The following is a 17,807-nucleotide window of genomic DNA, read 5'->3' as shown; positions in this document are numbered from 1 at the left end:
AGCGGCGGATGAGCGCAGCTCGATTCCTCCGCCGCAGCCGCTGGACGACGGGCAAGAAAAAACCGGCCTGCGGCCGGTTTTCCTGTCTGCCCGGGCTCAGCGATATTCGCAGAGGTAGGCGGTGTCCTGGGCGACCTTGAGCTGGAACTTGCTGTTCGCCGGGACGGTGAACTGGCTGCCGCTGGCGTATTCCTGCCACTCGTCACTGCCCGGCAGCTTGACCGTCAGCGCGCCGGCGACCACATGCATGATCTCCAGCTGGCTGGTGCCGAACTCGTATTCGCCTGCCGCCATCACGCCGATGGTGGCCGGGCCGGCGGTCATGTCGAAGGCGATGGATTTGACGGTGCCGTCGAAGTATTCGTTGACCTTGAACATGGGCTTCTCCTGAAGGGGTGAACAGGCGGGTTTGAAAAGGCCCGCCAGTATGCCCAAGCCTCGGAAAGGCGTCACTAGGCGGCGCGGGCCTCGTTCAATGCTCCACCGGCAATACCAGCGGCAGCAGCCGTGCGGTATTGCGGGCATCCTCCAGGGCGCGGTGCTGCTGGCCCTGGAAACTCATCCCGGCCAATTGCAGGGCCGCGTTCAGGCCGACTGGGCGGGGCAACTGGCGGACTTCGCCGAAGCGTTGCTTGAGATTGACGTGCGGCACTTCGCTGAGCTGGCTGGTCAGCCCGTGCTGGCGCCATTCCTGCTCCAACTGGCGGCGGTCGTAGTCGCCCCAACTGGCCCAGCCGGCCAGTCGCGGACGATGCTGGGCGAGCCAGCGCTCGAAGGCTTCCCAGACCGTATTGAGATGGGCTGCGCCATCGACGTTGGCCTGGCTGATATGCGTGAGGTCGCGGCAGAAGTGGGTCAGCAGCGGCCGCCTGACCGGCCGTACGAAACGCTGGAAGTGGTCCAGTTCGCGGGCGTCCGCGGCGGCGACCAGGGTGGCGCCGATCTCGATGATTTCCATTTCCTCCAGGGGCCAGCCGCCTTCCGCGGTGGTGGCCTCCAGATCGATTACCAGCCAGTGAGGCATCGGAGCTATCCATACCAGGGTCCGCGCTGAGTATGGCGGGGCTTCCGGACCTCGGCAAACCGCTGTGCTAGGCTGCGGGATCGGATTTCGAGGAGATGACGGAATGACTGCGGTCGCATTTCTCGGCCTGGGCACGATGGGCTACCCGATGGCCGGGCACCTGCAACGAGAGGGCTACGACGTCTGTGTCTACAATCGCTCGTCGGCCAAGGCGCTGCGCTGGGTCGAGGAGTACGCCGGACGGCGCGCCGATACGCCGCGCGAGGCCTGTGCTGGCGCCGAGCTGGTGTTCTGTTGCGTCGGTAACGACGACGACCTGCGTGCCGTGGCGCTGGGCGAGCAGGGCGCCTTCGCCGGAATGGCGCCGGGCAGCCTGTTCGTCGACCACACCACCGCTTCGGCGGAAGTCGCCCGCGAGCTGTCGCTGCTGGCTGCCGAGCGTGAGCTGGGCTTTCTCGACGCGCCGGTCTCCGGCGGCCAGGCAGGCGCGGTCAACGGCGCCCTGACGGTGATGGTCGGTGGCGAGGAGGCCTTCTATCGACGCGCCGAACCGCTGTTGCGCAGCTATGCGCGGATGGTCCGGCGAATGGGCGACGTGGGTAGCGGGCAGTTGACCAAGATGGTCAACCAGATCTGCGTCGCGGGGCTGCTCCAGGGCCTGGCCGAGGCGCTGCACTTCGCCCGGTGCGCCGGTCTCGATGGCGAGGCGGCGATGCAGGTGATCGGCAAGGGCGCGGCCCAGTCCTGGCAACTGGAAAACCGCCACCAGAGCATGCTGGCCGGAGAGTTCGACTTCGGCTTCGCCGTGGACTGGATGCGCAAGGACCTGTCGATCCTGCTCGCCGAGGCGCGGCGCAACGGCGCGCAGTTGCCGGTCACGGCGCTGGTCGACCAGTTCTACGCCGAAGTGCAGGCGATGGGCGGCGGTCGTTGGGATACCTCCAGCCTGATCGCCCGGCTGCGTTCGTGACGCGGCTCAGGCGCGGAAGATGAAGTACACCGCGCCGAGCAGGCACAGGCCGGCCCAGAGGTAGTCCAGTTTCAGCGGCTGCTGCATGAAGTAGACGCTGAACGGGACGAAGATCGCCAAGGTGATGACTTCCTGCATGATCTTCAGTTGGCCGACCGAGAGTTCGGTGTAGCCGATGCGATTGGCCGGTACCTGCAGCAGGTATTCGAACAGCGCGATACCCCAACTGATCAGGGCGGCGATGATCCAGGGCTTGCTGTTGAGAGTCTTCAGATGACCATACCAGGCGAAGGTCATGAACAGGTTGGAACAGGCTAGCAACAAGGCGGTTTGCAGCCAGACGGGCATGATGGGTGGGCTCCGGGGGATTGGGACGGCGCCGCAGCCTAATTGGCTGCGGCTATAAATCCAAGTGGGCAGGCATCGACCGGTAGGGGCTGGTGCTCGGAAAAGGATGAAAGGTATGCGGTTGCACAAACGCTCGCTGGTCTGGGGGCTCGCCTTGAGCGGGCTGGCCGTCGTGCTGGCGGCCGCCTGGTGGGCGAGCCAGGCGTCGCGGGAGCCGGCTCTGTGGAGCGAGCTGCGGGTGCCGCCGGCGTTTGCCATCCCGCGCGATTTCGACCTGGGCGAATACCGCTTGAGCTGGGGCGGCAAGAGCCTCGCCCTGTCAGTGGCGGGTAGCGCTCGGCCGCCGTTGTGGGAGAGCGAGGGCGGTTTTCTCGGGGCCGGGCGGGAAAGCGCCGGTCGCCTGCAGTTGCGCTGCCAGGAGCAGAGCCTGGAGAGCTTCGAACTGGTCGGTCGACGCTTGTCCCTGAAGGGGCAACTGCGCTGCGCCGATGGCCGGCTCAGCGCCTACGAGCTGTCGTTCGAGCCGCGCCAGGGCGGCGTGGAGGTGCGCGTCGCGCTGGCGGACAGCGAGCTGAACCGGGTCGCCCTGTCCTGGCGGCGTGGAGCGGGGGAGCGCTTGTCCGGTATCGTCGATGACGAGGCGGAAGGTCGCTCCTGGGTCTTGCCGGCCGGGATCGCTGGCTACTGGAGTTCCGCTGGCAACGCCTTCCTCGGCCACTCGACGGCGGCGCAATCCCTCGACCTGCGCGAGCCGGGCCGCGTGCAATGGCGGGCAGCGACGGAGTCGGCCAGGGCCTGGCTGTTCGCTGCCGGCAACCGCGAGCAGTGGCAGCTTCGCAGCGCGCGTCTCGAGGCGGAAACGCGCCGCTGATCCGCCGGGCTTGGCGGCGGCCTGGCCGGTCCGTATTCTTTGCGCCCGTTTCGGACGGCTGTCCTGGCCGCTCCTCTGCCAACTTTCGGGCGAGATCCTTCCCATGCAATGTAGAGCCGGCTGCGGCGCCTGCTGCATAGCACCGTCGATTTCCTCTCCGCTGCCGGGCATGCCGGCCGGCAAGCCCGCGGGCGTACGCTGCCTGCACCTGGACGAAAACCATCTCTGCGGGCTGTTCGGCCGACCGGAGCGACCGGCCGTATGCGGCCAGTTCGGCGCCGATCCGGAAATCTGCGGCGACAGCCGTGAGCAGGCGCTGGCCCTGATCGCGGAGTGGGAAGTCATCACTGCCGCTTGAACGGGTTGGAAGTCTGGCTGTCTCACGCCATACTGCTGCGCATCCTGCGCCGAAGGCTCAGGATCGCGGCTTGCAGGGCGTCGACCGCCCGGCCGGCGAACCGAAAATAACCATAAAGAGAGGAACAGGAACGATGCGTGGCATTTTGCGTATGACCGTGCTGGCTGCCGCAGTGTTCGGGGTGGCCGGCAATGCGCTGGCCGAAGACTGGAAGCTGGCCAAGGACGAGGATGGCGTGAAGGTCTACCTCAGCAGTGTCCAGGGCTCCAAGTACAAGGCTTATCGCGGCGTTACCGACATCAAGGCCGACGTGGCGACCATCGAGGCGCTGCAGGAGGACGTCAAGGGTTCCTGCAAGTGGATCCATGCCTGCGCCGAGATGAAACTCCTGAAGCAGGAAGGCGCCGACGCCTGGACCTACTCGAAGATCGACATGCCCTGGCCAGTTACCGGTCGCGACGTGGTCATCCATGTCACCACCGAGAAGACTGCGGATGGCACCGTGATCCGTCACCTTAAGGCCGATCCGACCTATATCCCCGAGGAAAAGGGCCAGATCCGCGTGCCCAAGCTGGTTGGCGAGTGGAAGTTGCAGCCGAAGGGGCAGGGCGTGACGGAAGTGACCTACCAGGTGGAAACCGAGCCGGGTGGCAGCATTCCTTCCTGGTTGGCCAACAGCTTCGTGGTCGACGCGCCGCTGAACACCCTCAAGGGCCTGCGTAGCGCTGCCGAGAAGCGCTGAGCGCGCCTTCCTTGCAAAAAGACCGCCTCCGGGGCGGTTTTTTTGTGTCCGGCGGAAAGGGGCGGGCACAAAAAAGGCTGCCGAAGCAGCCTTTCTCGCCGGACGTGACGGGTTTCAGCCGCGATCCTTGAGGGCGGTGAAGTCGCGCTGGGTGTGGCCGGTATAGAGCTGGCGCGGGCGGCCGATCTTGTAGGGGCCGGAGAGCATTTCCTGCCAGTGCGAGATCCAGCCGACGGTACGCGCCAGGGCGAAGATCACGGTGAACATGCTGGTCGGAATGCCGATCGCCTTGAGGATGATCCCCGAGTAGAAGTCGACGTTCGGGTACAGGTTGCGTTCCACGAAGTAGGGGTCGTGGCGGGCGATTTCTTCCAGCTTCATCGCCAGTTCCAGTTGCGGGTCGTTGATGCCCAGCTCCTGGAGGACCTCGTCGCAGGTCTGCTTCATGACCTTGGCGCGCGGGTCGAAGTTCTTGTAGACACGATGGCCGAAGCCCATCAGCTTGAACGGATCGTTCTTGTCCTTGGCCTTCTCGACGAACTTGTCGATGTTGGACACGTCGCCGATCTCGTCGAGCATGCGCAGCACCGCTTCGTTCGCGCCGCCATGGGCCGGTCCCCACAGGGCGGCGATGCCGGAGGCGATGCAGGCGAACGGATTGGCGCCGGAGGAGCCGGCCAGACGCACCGTGGAGGTGGAGGCGTTCTGCTCGTGGTCGGCGTGGAGAATGAAGATGCGGTCCATGGCCTTGGCCAGCACGGGGCTGATCGGCTTGGTCTCGCAGGGGGTGTTGAACATCATGTGGAGGAAGTTTTCCGCGTAGTTCAGGTCGTTACGCGGATACATCATCGGCTCGCCCTTGGAGTACTTGTACACCATGGCGGCGATGGTCGGCATCTTGGCGATCAGGCGATGCGCGGAGACTTCGCGATGCTTCGGGTTATTGATGTCCAGGGAGTCGTGGTAGAAGGCCGAGAGGGCGCCGATCACGCCGCACATCACGGCCATCGGATGGGCGTCGCGGCGGAAGCCGTTGAAGAAGGTCTTCAGCTGCTCGTGAACCATGGTGTGGTTCTTGATGGTGCCGACGAACTGTTCCTTCTGCGCGGCGGTGGGCAGCTCGCCGTTCAGCAGCAGGTAGCAGGTTTCCAGGTAGTCGGATTTCTCCGCCAGTTGCTCGATGGGGTAGCCGCGATGGAGGAGGACGCCTTTGTCGCCGTCGATATAGGTGATCTTCGACTCGCAGGAGGCGGTCGACATGAAGCCAGGATCGAAGGTGAAGTGGCCCGTGGCGGTGAGGCCCCGTACATCCACTACATCGGGACCCATGGTACCGGATAGGACGGGCAGTTCGACGGGGGCTGAGCCCTCGATGATCAACTGCGCTTTTTTGTCAGCCATGATGGCCTCCTATTTATGCTTGAAATCATCAGTACCCCCCACGCAGGGCCCGCACCACTATAGAGGGATAAATTCGAAAGTCAATTTGCGCGAATCCATGCCGTAGAGCCTTTCGTTGCGGGGTTTTCGCAGAAAAAGGGGGCTATTTACGCCTTTTATAAAAGGCCCGCAATCAACCATTTGGCGATGGGTGTTTTCGTTGTCATTAGTAGCCTAACTGTCTATACTCGGCGTCCGACCGCAAGGGGTATTCCTGGCCCGCTTTCATAGACGGTCGCCACTCCCTGGTGATGGGTACCTGACAAGTGCACTTCCCGACAACTAGCCCTGTTCGTTAGGGCTCTCAGTGTGAAAAAAGCCGTGAATAGCAAACGACCTGTAAACCTAGACCTAAGGACCATCAAACTCCCTGTCACCGCTTACACGTCCATTCTCCACCGTATCTCTGGCGTCATCCTGTTCCTCGGTATTGCCGTGCTGCTGTTCGCGCTCGACAAGTCGCTGAGTTCGGAAGAAGGCTTCGAGCAGGTGAAGGCGTGCCTGACCAGTCCCCTGGCCAAGCTGGTGATCTGGGGCCTGCTGTCTGCGCTGCTGTACCACCTGGTGGCCGGTGTTCGCCACCTGGTCATGGACGCTGGCGTCGGCGAGACGCTGGAAGGCGGTAAGCGTGGCTCCAAAATCGTCATCGCCATCGCGGTGGTGCTGATCGTTCTGGCGGGGGTATGGGTATGGTAACTAACGTCACAAACTTCTCGCGCTCCGGCCTCTACGACTGGATGGCCCAGCGCGTTTCCGCGGTCGTTCTCGCGGCTTATGTCATTTTCCTGCTGGGCTACCTCATTGCTCACCCCAACATTTCCTACGCGGACTGGCACGGCCTGTTCTCGCAGGGTTGGATGCGCATCTTCAGCCTGTTGACCCTGGTTGCCCTGAGCGTCCATGCGTGGGTCGGTATGTGGACCATCTCCACCGACTACCTGACTTCGATGGCTCTCGGCAAGGCGGCGACAGTCGTGCGTTTCCTCTTCCAGGCGGTTTGCGGCATGGCGATGTTCGCATTCTTCGTCTGGGGTGTGCAGATTCTTTGGGGTATGTGATCCATGGCTAGCATTCGTACACTTTCCTTTGACGCCATCATCGTCGGTGGCGGTGGCGCCGGCATGCGTGCCGCGCTGCAACTGGCCCAGGGCGGCCACAAGACCGCCGTGGTGACCAAGGTCTTCCCGACCCGTTCCCACACCGTATCCGCACAGGGCGGCATCACCTGCGCCATCGCTTCGGCCGACCCGAACGACGATTGGCGTTGGCACATGTACGACACCGTCAAGGGTTCCGACTACATCGGTGACCAAGACGCGATCGAATACATGTGTTCCGTCGGTCCCGAGGCCGTGTTCGAGCTCGAGCACATGGGCCTGCCGTTCTCCCGTACCGAAACCGGCCGCATCTACCAGCGTCCGTTCGGCGGCCAGTCCAAGGACTTCGGCAAGGGTGGCCAGGCCGCCCGTACCTGCGCCGCCGCCGACCGTACCGGCCACGCGCTGCTGCACACCCTGTACCAGGCCAACCTGAAGAATGGCACCTCGTTCCTCAACGAGTGGTACGCGGTCGACCTGGTGAAGAACCAGGACGGCGCGGTGGTCGGCATCATCGCCATCTGCATCGAGACCGGCGAGACCGTCTACATCCGTTCCAAGGCCGTGGTCCTGGCCACTGGTGGTGCCGGCCGTATCTACGCCTCCACCACCAACGCGCTGATCAACACCGGTGACGGCGTGGGCATGGCCCTGCGTGCCGGCGTGCCGGTGCAGGACATCGAGATGTGGCAGTTCCACCCGACCGGCATCGCCGGCGCCGGTGTACTGGTCACCGAAGGTTGCCGCGGCGAAGGCGGTTACCTGATCAACGCCCACGGCGAGCGCTTCATGGAGCGTTATGCGCCGAACGCGAAGGACCTGGCCGGTCGCGACGTGGTCGCCCGTTCCATGGTCAAGGAAGTTCTGGCCGGCAACGGCGTGGGTCCGAACAAGGACCACGTGCTGCTGAAACTCGACCACCTCGGCGAGGAAGTCCTGCACAGCCGCCTGCCCGGCATCTGCGAACTGTCCAAGACCTTCGCCCACGTCGACCCGGTCGTTGCGCCGATCCCGGTGATCCCGACCTGCCACTACATGATGGGCGGCGTTGCCACCAACATCCATGGCCAGGCCATCACCCAGGACGCCAACGGCAACGACCAGATCGTCGAAGGCCTGTTCGCCGTGGGCGAAGTGGCCTGCGTATCGGTACACGGCGCCAACCGCCTGGGCGGCAACTCGCTGCTCGACCTGGTGGTATTCGGCCGTGCCGCCGGTCTGCACCTGGAAAAAGCGCTGAAAGAGGGCATCGACGCCCGCGGCGCTTCCGAGAGCGACCTGGAAGCCTCCTTCAAGCGCCTGAACGGCGTGAACGAGCGCACCAGCGGCGAAGAAGTCGCTCCGCTCAAGCGCGAGCTGCAAAGCTGCATGCAGAACTACTTCGGTGTATTCCGCACCGGCGAGTACATGCAGAAGGGCATCGCCCAGCTGGCCGACCTGCGCGAGCGTATCGCCAACGTCAAGATCAACGACAAGAGCCAGGCATTCAACACCGCGCGCATCGAGGCGCTGGAACTGCAAAACCTCCTCGAGGTGGCCGAGGCCACCGCGATCGCGGCCGAGCACCGCAAGGAGTCCCGTGGCGCCCACGCCCGTGAAGACTTCGAGGAGCGCGACGACGAGAACTGGCTGTGCCACACCCTGTACTTCCCGGGTGAGAAGCGCGTATCCAAGCGTTCCGTCAACTTCGCGCCGAAGACCGTTCCGGCATTCGAACCCAAGGTTCGGACTTACTAAGGGTGCCCGCCATGTTGCAAGTGAGTGTTTATCGTTACAACCCCGACAAAGATGCTGCGCCGTACATGCAGGATTTCCAGGTCGACACCAACGGCAAGGACGTGATGGTCCTCGACGTGCTGGCGCTGATCAAGGAACAGGACGAGGGCTTCTCCTACCGTCGTTCCTGCCGTGAAGGCGTCTGCGGCTCCGATGGCATGAACATCAACGGCAAGAACGGCCTGGCCTGCATCACCCCGCTGTCGGCCGCCGGCCTGAAGGGCGGCAAGCTGGTGATCCGTCCGCTGCCCGGCCTGCCGGTCATTCGTGACCTGGTCGTGGACATGAGCATCTTCTACAAGCAATACGAGAAGGTGAAGCCGTTCCTGCAGAACGATACGCCGGCCCCGGCCATCGAGCGTCTGCAGACCCCGGAAGAGCGCGAGAAGCTGGACGGTCTGTACGAGTGCATCCTGTGCGCCTGCTGCTCGACCTCCTGCCCGTCCTTCTGGTGGAACCCCGACAAGTTCCTCGGTCCGGCCGCACTGCTGCAAGCCTATCGTTTCCTGGCCGACAGCCGTGACACCAAGACCGAAGAGCGCCTGGCTTCGCTGGACGACCCGTTCAGTGTGTTCCGCTGCCGCGGAATCATGAACTGCGTGAACGTTTGCCCGAAGGGTCTGAACCCGACCAAGGCGATCGGCCACGTGCGTAATATGCTGCTGCAGAGCGGAACCTGATCCTCTCGCAGTTGTTATATGAGTTGTACCTAGCAACACCTGTGGCGCCGGAGTTCTTCCGGCGTCGCAGCAACTAAGCGGGCCAAGCTCACAAAGCCATGGCCCAGATTTGAAAAATATGACCAGCAGGGGCATCCGGGCTGGTACCCGGACTATCTGCGGGATCTGTAGTGGCCATACCGATGTCGCTGCCTGAGGACTTCGGAGCCTTCAAGGTTTCGCCAGGTGGTTGTCCCCTTACCGAGGGTGACCTAGCATGCACGAAAGCGTAATGCAGCGGATGTGGAACAGTGCCCATCTATCCGGTGGTAACGCTGCCTACGTCGAAGAGCTCTACGAGCTCTACCTGCACGACCCTAACGCTGTGCCAGAAGAGTGGCGCACGTATTTCCAGAAGCTTCCCGCCGATGGCAATCCCGCCCCCGACGTCTCGCACTCCACAGTGCGCGATCATTTCGTCCTGCTGGCCAAGAACCAGCGCCGTGCCCAGCCGGTTTCCGCCGGTAGCGTGAGCAGCGAGCACGAGAAGAAGCAGGTCGAAGTCCTTCGTCTCATTCACGCTTACCGTCTCCGCGGCCACCAGGCTTCCACCCTCGACCCGCTCGGCCTGTGGCAGCGTCCCGCGCCTGCCGACCTGTCGATCGACCACTACGGTCTGACGGGTGCCGATCTGGACACCACTTTCCGCACCGGTGAGCTTTACATCGGCAAGGAAGAGGCGACCCTGCGTGAAATCGTCGACAGCCTGAAGAGCACCTACTGCGGTACCTTCGGCGCCGAGTTCATGCACATCGTCGATTCCGAGCAGCGCAAGTGGTTCCTCCAGCGTCTGGAAAGCGTGCGTGGTCGTCCCGGCTTCTCCGCCGAGGCGCGTGCGCACCTGCTCGAGCGCCTGACCGCGGCCGAAGGCCTGGAGAAGTACCTGGGCACCAAGTACCCGGGCACCAAGCGTTTCGGCCTGGAAGGCGGCGAAAGCCTGATCCCGATGGTCGACGAGATCATCCAGCGCTGCGGTTCCTACGGCGCCAAGGAAATCGTCATCGGCATGGCCCACCGCGGTCGCCTGAACGTCCTGGTCAACACCCTGGGCAAGAACCCGCGCGACCTGTTCGACGAGTTCGAAGGCAAGAAGATCGTCGAGCTGGGCTCCGGTGACGTGAAGTACCACCAGGGCTTCTCCTCGAACGTGATGACCAGCGGTGGCGAAGTCCACCTGGCGCTGGCGTTCAACCCGTCGCACCTGGAAATCGTTTCCCCGGTGGTCGAGGGTTCCGTTCGTGCCCGCCAGGACCGCCGCAAGGACAGCTCCGGCGACAAGGTGGTACCGATTTCCATCCACGGCGATGCCGCCTTCGCGGGGCAGGGCGTGGTCATGGAAACCTTCCAGATGTCGCAGACCCGCGCCTACAAGACCGGTGGCACCATCCACCTGGTGATCAACAACCAGGTCGGTTTCACCACCAGCCGCCAGGACGATGCGCGTTCCACCGAGTACGCCACCGACGTGGCGAAGATGATTCAGGCGCCGATCTTCCACGTCAACGGCGACGATCCCGAAGCCGTGCTGTTCGTCACCCAGCTGGCCGTCGACTACCGCATGCAGTTCAAGCGTGACGTGGTCATCGACCTGGTCTGCTACCGTCGCCGCGGCCACAACGAGGCGGACGAGCCGAGCGGCACCCAGCCGCTGATGTACCAGCAGATCGCCAAGCAGCGTACTACCCGCGAGCTGTACGCCGATGCCCTGGTGAATGCCGGCGTGCTCAGCGCCGAGCAGGTTCAGTCGAAGATCGACGACTACCGCGACGCCCTGGACAACGGCCTGCACGTGGTGAAGAGCCTGGTCAAGGAACCCAACAAGGAACTGTTCGTCGACTGGCGTCCGTACCTGGGTCATGCCTGGACCGCGCGTCACGACACCCGCTTCGACCTGAAGACCCTGCAGGAACTGTCCAGCAAGATGCTGGAAGTGCCGGAAGGCTTCGTGGTTCAGCGCCAGGTTTCGAAGATCTACGAAGATCGCCAGAAGATGGCGGCCGGTGGCCTGCCGATCAACTGGGGCTTCGCCGAGACCCTGGCCTACGCGACCCTGCTGTTCGAAGGCCATCCGGTACGGATGACCGGCCAGGACGTCGGCCGTGGCACCTTCTCGCACCGTCACGCGGTGCTGCACAACCAGAAGGACGACTCGGTCTACGTACCGCTGGCCAATCTGTTCGACGGCCAGCCGCGCCTGGATATCTACGATTCCTTCCTTTCGGAAGAGGCCGTGCTGGCGTTCGAATACGGTTTCGCCACCACCACGCCGAACTCGCTGGTGATCTGGGAAGCCCAGTTCGGCGACTTCGCCAACGGCGCCCAGGTGGTCATCGACCAGTTCATCACCAGTGGCGAAAGCAAATGGGGCCGACTCTGCGGCCTGACCATGCTGCTGCCGCACGGCTATGAGGGGCAGGGCCCGGAGCACTCCTCCGCGCGCCTGGAGCGCTACCTGCAGCTCTGTGCCGAGCAGAACATCCAGGTCTGCGTGCCGACCACCCCGGCTCAGGTCTACCACATGCTCCGCCGTCAGGTGATCCGCCCGCTGCGCAAGCCGCTGGTGGTGATGACGCCGAAGTCCCTGCTGCGTCACAAGCTCGCCATCTCGACCCTGGAAGATCTGGCCAACGGTTCCTTCCAGACCGTGATCCCGGAAATCGACAGCCTGGATCCGAAGAAGGTCGACCGCGTCGTGCTGTGCAGCGGCAAGGTGTACTACGACCTGCTGGAGAAGCGTCGCGCGGAAGGCCGCGAAGATACCGCGATCGTCCGTATCGAGCAGCTGTATCCGTTCCCGGAAGACGACCTGGCGGAAGTTCTGGCTCCATACAAGAACCTCAAGCACATCGTCTGGTGCCAGGAAGAGCCGATGAACCAGGGCGCCTGGTTCTGCAGCCAGCATCACATGCGTCGTGTCATCGCCGCGCACAAGAAGGGCCTCAACCTCGAGTACGCCGGCCGCGAAGGCTCCGCTGCTCCGGCTTGCGGCTACGCCTCGATGCACGCCGAGCAGCAGGAAAAACTGCTGCAAGACGCCTTTACTGTTTAACGCCTACGCGCTGAAGAAACCGAATTTAAGGAAACGCACACAATGGCTATCGAAATCAAAGCCCCAACCTTCCCGGAATCGGTCGCCGACGGCACCGTCGCCACCTGGCACAAGAAGCCGGGCGAAGCAGTCAAGCGCGACGAACTGATCGTCGACATCGAGACCGACAAGGTGGTCATCGAGGTTCTCGCCGAGGCTGACGGCGTGCTGGCCGAGATCATCAAGAACGAAGGCGACACCGTTCTGAGCAACGAGCTGCTCGGCAAGCTGAACGAAGGCGGCGCCGCCGCTCCGGCCGCTCCGGCTGCCGCTGCGCCCGCCGCCGCTCCGGCTGCACAGGCCGCCGCTCCGGCCGCCGCTGGCGGCGACGACGCCATCCTGTCCCCGGCCGCGCGCAAGCTGGCCGAGGAAGCCGGCATCGATCCGAACAGCATCGCCGGCACCGGCAAGGGCGGTCGCGTGACCAAGGAAGACGTGGTCGCTGCGGTCGAAGCGAAGAAGAACGCCCCGGCCGCCCCGGCCAAGCCTGCCGCCCCGGCTGCCGAGGCGCCGATCTTCGCCGCCGGCGACCGTGTCGAGAAGCGCGTGCCGATGACCCGCCTGCGGGCCAAGGTCGCCGAGCGCCTGGTCGAGGCGCAGTCCGCCATGGCCATGCTGACCACCTTCAACGAGGTCAACATGAAGCCGATCATGGACCTGCGTTCGAAGTACAAGGACCTGTTCGAGAAGAAGCACAACGGCGTGCGCCTGGGCTTCATGTCCTTCTTCGTCAAGGCCGCCACCGAGGCGCTGAAGCGCTTCCCGGGGGTCAACGCTTCCATCGACGGCAACGACATCGTCTACCACGGCTACCAGGACATCGGCGTTGCCGTTTCCAGCGACCGCGGCCTGGTGGTTCCGGTGCTGCGTAACGCCGAGTTCATGAGCCTGGCCGAGATCGAGGGCGGCATCGCCAACTTCGGCAAGAAGGCGAAGGAAGGCAAGCTGACCATCGAAGACATGACCGGCGGCACCTTCACCATCTCCAACGGTGGCGTGTTCGGTTCCCTGCTGTCGACCCCGATCGTCAACCCGCCGCAGACCGCCATCCTCGGCATGCACAAGATCCAGGAGCGCCCGATGGCCGTGAACGGCCAGGTGGTGATCCTGCCGATGATGTACCTGGCGCTGTCCTACGACCACCGTCTGATCGACGGCAAGGAAGCGGTGAGCTTCCTGGTGGCGATCAAGGACCTGCTGGAAGATCCGGCTCGCCTGCTGCTGGACGTCTGATTTAGCGTTTCTCTTCACGGCGGCCCCCTCGTGGGGCCGTCCGGTTTCACCCGAATAAGGATTGAGATATGAGCCAGAAATTCGACGTGGTAGTGATTGGTGCCGGCCCCGGCGGTTACGTTGCCGCCATCCGCGCTGCCCAGCTGGGCCTGAAGACCGCCTGCATCGAGAAGTACATCGGCAAGGAAGGCAAGGTGGCGCTCGGCGGTACCTGCCTGAACGTTGGCTGCATCCCGTCCAAGGCGCTGCTGGACAGCTCCTACAAGTACCATGAGGCCAAAGAGGCCTTCAAAGTCCATGGTATCGAAGCCAAGGGCGTCACCATCGACGTTCCGGCGATGGTTGCGCGCAAGGCCAGCATCGTCAAGAACCTGACCGGCGGCATCGCTACCCTGTTCAAGGCCAACGGCGTGACCTCCTTCGAAGGCCACGGCAAGCTGCTGGCCAACAAGCAGGTGGAAGTGACCGGTCTGGACGGCAAGACCCAGGTCCTGGAAGCCGAGAACGTGATCATCGCTTCCGGCTCCCGCCCGGTGGAGATCCCGCCGGCCCCGCTGACCGACGACATCATCGTCGACTCCACCGGCGCCCTGGAATTCCAGGCCGTGCCGAAGAAGCTGGGTGTGATCGGCGCCGGCGTCATCGGCCTGGAGCTGGGTTCGGTATGGGCCCGCCTGGGTGCCGAGGTGACCGTGCTGGAAGCCCTGGACAAGTTCCTCCCGGCTGCCGACGAGCAGATCGCCAAGGAAGCCCTGAAGGTCCTGACCAAGCAAGGCCTGAACATTCGCCTGGGTGCCCGCGTGACCGCTTCGGAAGTGAAGAAGAAGCAGGTCACCGTGACCTTCACCGACGCCAACGGCGAGCAGAAGGAAACCTTCGACAAGCTGATCGTCGCGGTCGGCCGTCGCCCGGTGACCACCGACCTGCTGGCCGCCGACAGCGGCGTGACCCTGGACGAGCGTGGCTTCATCTACGTCGACGACCACTGCAAGACCAGCGTTCCGGGCGTCTTCGCCATCGGTGACGTGGTTCGCGGCGCGATGCTCGCGCACAAGGCCTCGGAAGAGGGCGTGATGGTCGCCGAGCGCATCGCCGGCCACAAGGCGCAGATGAACTACGACCTGATTCCGTCGGTCATCTACACCCACCCGGAAATCGCCTGGGTCGGCAAGACCGAGCAGACCCTCAAGGCCGAGGGCGTCGAAGTCAACGTCGGCACCTTCCCGTTCGCCGCCAGCGGTCGTGCGATGGCGGCCAACGACACCACCGGCCTGGTCAAGGTCATCGCCGATGCGAAGACCGACCGCGTCCTGGGCGTCCACGTGATCGGCCCGAGCGCCGCCGAGCTGGTACAGCAAGGCGCGATCGGCATGGAATTCGGCACCAGCGCCGAAGACCTGGGCATGATGGTCTTCTCTCACCCGACGCTGTCCGAAGCCCTGCACGAAGCTGCCCTGGCAGTGAATGGCCATGCCATCCACATCGCCAACCGCAAGAAGCGCTGAGTGATCCGACGCCCCGGTTCACGCCAGGGGCGTCACAGCGACGCGGGACGCGTCGTCCGTCAGGCCAGGACAGGTTCCTGGCCTTGTCGGGTCCGGGTTCTGTAGAATCCACGGTTTGCCGCCTGCGTCGGGATGCCGCAGGCGGCAGACTTTCAGAAGAACCACGGCGGGTGAGCGCCGGCGACCGTTGCGAGGTGGCCGCGGGCGTATGCCGCCGGACTGTTTTTTCGCGAGCCGGGTGGTTCGCGAAACGACGGTCACAGGTGGTGGGGCGCCACGAGCGCTCCGCCGAAATGCGCAATACCTAGACGAATAACGGTAGACAAGCATGAATCTCCACGAATATCAGGGTAAGCAGCTGTTCGCTGAATACGGCCTGCCTGTATCCAAGGGCTTTGCCGTAGACACCCCCGAAGAGGCCGCAGAAGCCTGCGACAAGATCGGCGGCAGCGAGTGGGTCGTCAAAGCTCAGGTGCACGCCGGCGGCCGCGGTAAAGCGGGCGGTGTGAAGCTGGTGAAGAGCAAAGAGGACGCCAAGGCGTTCGCCCAGCAGTGGCTGGGCAAGAACCTGGTGACCTACCAGACCGACGCCAACGGCCAGCCGGTCAGCAAGATCCTGGTGGAGTCCTGCACCGACATCGACAAGGAGCTGTACCTCGGCGCCGTCGTCGATCGTTCCAGCCGCCGCATCGTGTTCATGGCTTCCACCGAAGGTGGCGTGGACATCGAGAAGGTCGCCCACGACACTCCCGAGAAGATCCTCAAGGCTACCATCGACCCGCTGGTCGGCGCGCAGCCGTACCAGGGCCGCGAGCTGGCCTTCCAGCTGGGCCTGAAGGGCGACCAGATCAAGCAGTTCACCCATATCTTCGTCGGCCTGGCGAAGCTGTTCCAGGACTACGACCTGGCCCTGCTGGAAGTGAACCCGCTGGTGATCAAGAAAGACGGCAACCTGCACTGCCTGGATGCCAAGATCAACATCGACAGCAACGCCCTGTACCGTCAGCCGAAGCTGCGCGCCATGCACGACCCGTCCCAGGACGACGCCCGTGAAGCCCATGCGCAGAAGTGGGAGCTGAACTACGTCGCGCTGGAAGGCAACATCGGCTGCATGGTCAACGGCGCCGGCCTGGCCATGGGTACCATGGACATCGTCAACCTGCACGGCGGCAAGCCGGCCAACTTCCTCGACGTTGGCGGCGGTGCGACCAAGGAGCGCGTGACCGAAGCGTTCAAGATCATCCTGTCCGACAGCAACGTGAAGGCTGTCCTGGTGAACATCTTCGGCGGCATCGTGCGTTGCGACATGATCGCCGAAGGCATCATCGGCGCCGTCAAAGAAGTCGGCGTGAAGGTTCCGGTTGTCGTCCGCCTGGAAGGCAACAACGCTGAACTGGGTGCCAAGGTCCTGGCCGAAAGCGGCCTGAACATCATCGCGGCAACCAGCCTGACCGACGCTGCCCAGCAAGTCGTCAAGGCCGCGGAGGGTAAGTAATGAGCGTCCTGATCAACAAAGACACCAAAGTCATCTGCCAAGGCTTCACCGGTAGCCAGGGCACCTTCCACTCCGAACAGGCCATCGCCTATGGCACCAAGATGGTCGGCGGCGTGACCCCCGGCAAGGGCGGCACCACCCACCTCGGCCTGCCGGTGTTCAACACCGTCAAGGAAGCCGTGGAAGCCACCGGCGCCGAAGCCTCGGTCATCTACGTTCCGGCTCCGTTCTGCAAGGACTCGATCCTGGAAGCGGCATTCGGCGGCATCAAGCTGATCGTCTGCATCACCGAAGGCATCCCGACCCTCGACATGCTGGACGCCAAGGTCAAGTGCGACGAGCTGGGCGTACGCCTGATCGGCCCGAACTGCCCGGGCGTGATCACTCCCGGCGAGTGCAAGATCGGCATCATGCCGGGTCACATCCACCTGCCGGGCAAGGTAGGCATCGTGTCGCGTTCCGGCACCCTGACCTACGAAGCCGTGAAGCAGACCACCGACGCCGGCTTCGGCCAGTCCACCTGCGTGGGCATCGGCGGCGACCCGATCCCGGGCTCCAACTTCATCGACATCCTGAAGCTGTTCCAGGAAGATCCGCAGACCGAAGCCATCGTCATGATCGGCGAGATCGGTGGTTCCGCCGAAGAAGAAGCCGCGGCCTTCATCAAGGCCAACGTGACCAAGCCGGTGGTGTCCTACATCGCTGGTGTGACTGCCCCTCCGGGCAAGCGCATGGGCCACGCCGGCGCCATCATCTCCGGCGGCAAGGGCACCGCGGACGAGAAGTTCGCCGCCCTGCAGGACGCCGGTGTGAAGACCGTGCGTTCCCTGGCCGACATCGGCAAGGCCCTGGCCGAGCTGACCGGTTGGGAAGTGAAGAAGGCCTGATTTCCCGGGTTTTCTGAGTTCCAGGACGAAGGCCACCGCCTCACAGCGGTGGCCTTCGTCGTTCTATCGCATCCGTCAAACGAATGTTGCCGCGATGCGCTATCATTGCCAACGGTTCGTGTCCGACAAAACCCCGGGCGCGCCACGCATCATCCCGCAGGCCAGTGCGCCTGCAGCTATAACGCCACATGGCCCTCAAAAGGGGTCGGGCGGCTTGACCGGTCCTCCTCATCCGGAAGGACGTTGTTTCCTAA

General features: G+C 63.8%; 17 protein-coding genes. 13 read left to right on the top strand and 4 right to left on the bottom strand.

Annotation, left to right across the window (positions count from 1 at the left end):
- Positions 1-96: 96 nt before the first annotated feature.
- On the bottom strand, positions 97-378 hold the full coding sequence (locus ACTJJX_RS10835) for a pyrimidine/purine nucleoside phosphorylase (RefSeq protein WP_003087375.1): 282 nt from the start codon (positions 376-378) through the stop codon (positions 97-99).
- A gap of 94 nt (positions 379-472) precedes the next feature.
- A complete protein-coding gene (locus ACTJJX_RS10830) occupies positions 473-1,024 on the bottom strand; it encodes an exonuclease domain-containing protein (protein WP_003104398.1) in 552 nt (183 codons plus the stop codon).
- A gap of 103 nt (positions 1,025-1,127) precedes the next feature.
- On the opposite strand from ACTJJX_RS10830, the gene ACTJJX_RS10825 reads away from it, so the two are divergent.
- Positions 1,128-1,994, top strand: coding sequence for an NAD(P)-dependent oxidoreductase (locus ACTJJX_RS10825; RefSeq protein ID WP_003104396.1), 867 nt, complete (start codon positions 1,128-1,130; stop codon positions 1,992-1,994).
- Between the two features lie 6 nt (positions 1,995-2,000).
- Here the strand turns inward: ACTJJX_RS10825 and ACTJJX_RS10820 are convergent, their stop codons facing one another.
- Positions 2,001-2,342 (bottom strand): DMT family protein, encoded by a 342-nt coding sequence (locus ACTJJX_RS10820; RefSeq protein ID WP_003104394.1) that lies wholly within the window; start codon positions 2,340-2,342, stop codon positions 2,001-2,003.
- A gap of 115 nt (positions 2,343-2,457) precedes the next feature.
- Between ACTJJX_RS10820 and ACTJJX_RS10815 the strand changes: the two genes are divergently transcribed.
- The 3 genes from ACTJJX_RS10815 (at position 2,458) to ACTJJX_RS10805 (ending at position 4,313) form a co-directional block, all read left to right on the top strand.
- Positions 2,458-3,213, top strand: coding sequence for a hypothetical protein (locus tag ACTJJX_RS10815; RefSeq protein ID WP_016851783.1), 756 nt, complete (start codon positions 2,458-2,460; stop codon positions 3,211-3,213).
- A gap of 103 nt (positions 3,214-3,316) precedes the next feature.
- Complete coding sequence (locus ACTJJX_RS10810) at positions 3,317-3,571, top strand: YkgJ family cysteine cluster protein (protein ID WP_003087397.1); 255 nt, start codon at positions 3,317-3,319, stop codon at positions 3,569-3,571.
- A gap of 133 nt (positions 3,572-3,704) precedes the next feature.
- Positions 3,705-4,313 (top strand): START domain-containing protein, encoded by a 609-nt coding sequence (locus tag ACTJJX_RS10805; RefSeq protein WP_003104390.1) that lies wholly within the window; start codon positions 3,705-3,707, stop codon positions 4,311-4,313.
- Between the two features lie 114 nt (positions 4,314-4,427).
- On the opposite strand, the gene gltA is transcribed toward ACTJJX_RS10805, so the two are convergent.
- Positions 4,428-5,714 carry a citrate synthase gene (gltA, locus tag ACTJJX_RS10800; RefSeq protein ID WP_003087400.1) on the bottom strand — a complete coding sequence of 429 codons (1,287 nt, stop codon included), beginning with the start codon at positions 5,712-5,714 and terminating at the stop codon, positions 4,428-4,430.
- A gap of 348 nt (positions 5,715-6,062) precedes the next feature.
- Here gltA and sdhC point away from each other — a divergent pair, with 348 nt between their 5' ends.
- The 9 genes from sdhC (at position 6,063) to sucD (ending at position 17,553) form a co-directional block, all read left to right on the top strand.
- Positions 6,063-6,449, top strand: coding sequence for a succinate dehydrogenase, cytochrome b556 subunit (gene sdhC / locus ACTJJX_RS10795; RefSeq protein ID WP_003104388.1), 387 nt, complete (start codon positions 6,063-6,065; stop codon positions 6,447-6,449).
- On the top strand, positions 6,443-6,811 hold the full coding sequence (gene sdhD / locus ACTJJX_RS10790) for a succinate dehydrogenase, hydrophobic membrane anchor protein (RefSeq protein WP_003104386.1): 369 nt from the start codon (positions 6,443-6,445) through the stop codon (positions 6,809-6,811). Before sdhC ends, sdhD begins: the two co-directional genes overlap by 7 nt.
- Positions 6,812-6,814: 3 nt before the next feature.
- The gene (gene sdhA / locus ACTJJX_RS10785) at positions 6,815-8,587 is read left to right on the top strand and encodes a succinate dehydrogenase flavoprotein subunit (protein WP_003087407.1); all 1,773 of its coding nucleotides are present in this window, start codon (positions 6,815-6,817) and stop codon (positions 8,585-8,587) included.
- An 11-nt stretch (positions 8,588-8,598) separates the two neighbouring features.
- Positions 8,599-9,306: a succinate dehydrogenase iron-sulfur subunit gene (locus ACTJJX_RS10780; protein ID WP_003087410.1), complete on the top strand. Its 708-nt coding sequence runs from the start codon at positions 8,599-8,601 to the stop codon at positions 9,304-9,306.
- A gap of 256 nt (positions 9,307-9,562) precedes the next feature.
- Positions 9,563-12,394: a 2-oxoglutarate dehydrogenase E1 component gene (locus ACTJJX_RS10775; RefSeq protein WP_003087413.1), complete on the top strand. Its 2,832-nt coding sequence runs from the start codon at positions 9,563-9,565 to the stop codon at positions 12,392-12,394.
- A gap of 42 nt (positions 12,395-12,436) precedes the next feature.
- Positions 12,437-13,666: a 2-oxoglutarate dehydrogenase complex dihydrolipoyllysine-residue succinyltransferase gene (odhB, locus tag ACTJJX_RS10770; RefSeq protein ID WP_003114264.1), complete on the top strand. Its 1,230-nt coding sequence runs from the start codon at positions 12,437-12,439 to the stop codon at positions 13,664-13,666.
- Positions 13,667-13,734: 68 nt separating this feature from the next.
- Positions 13,735-15,171 carry a dihydrolipoyl dehydrogenase gene (gene lpdA, locus ACTJJX_RS10765; protein WP_016851774.1) on the top strand — a complete coding sequence of 479 codons (1,437 nt, stop codon included), beginning with the start codon at positions 13,735-13,737 and terminating at the stop codon, positions 15,169-15,171.
- A 328-nt stretch (positions 15,172-15,499) separates the two neighbouring features.
- Positions 15,500-16,666 carry an ADP-forming succinate--CoA ligase subunit beta gene (sucC, locus tag ACTJJX_RS10760; RefSeq protein WP_003087425.1) on the top strand — a complete coding sequence of 389 codons (1,167 nt, stop codon included), beginning with the start codon at positions 15,500-15,502 and terminating at the stop codon, positions 16,664-16,666.
- Entirely contained in the window at positions 16,666-17,553 is an 888-nt protein-coding gene (gene sucD, locus ACTJJX_RS10755; RefSeq protein ID WP_003087428.1) for a succinate--CoA ligase subunit alpha, read from the top strand. The genes sucC and sucD overlap by 1 nt, the downstream gene beginning before the upstream one ends.
- Positions 17,554-17,807: the final 254 nt, after the last annotated feature.

The sequence above is a fragment of the Pseudomonas sp. 22490 genome (assembly GCF_052044465.1).
Lineage (GTDB): Bacteria > Pseudomonadota > Gammaproteobacteria > Pseudomonadales > Pseudomonadaceae > Pseudomonas > Pseudomonas aeruginosa.
Note: the sequence above shows the minus strand (reverse complement) of the source record. Positions and strands in the feature narration are given on the sequence as shown.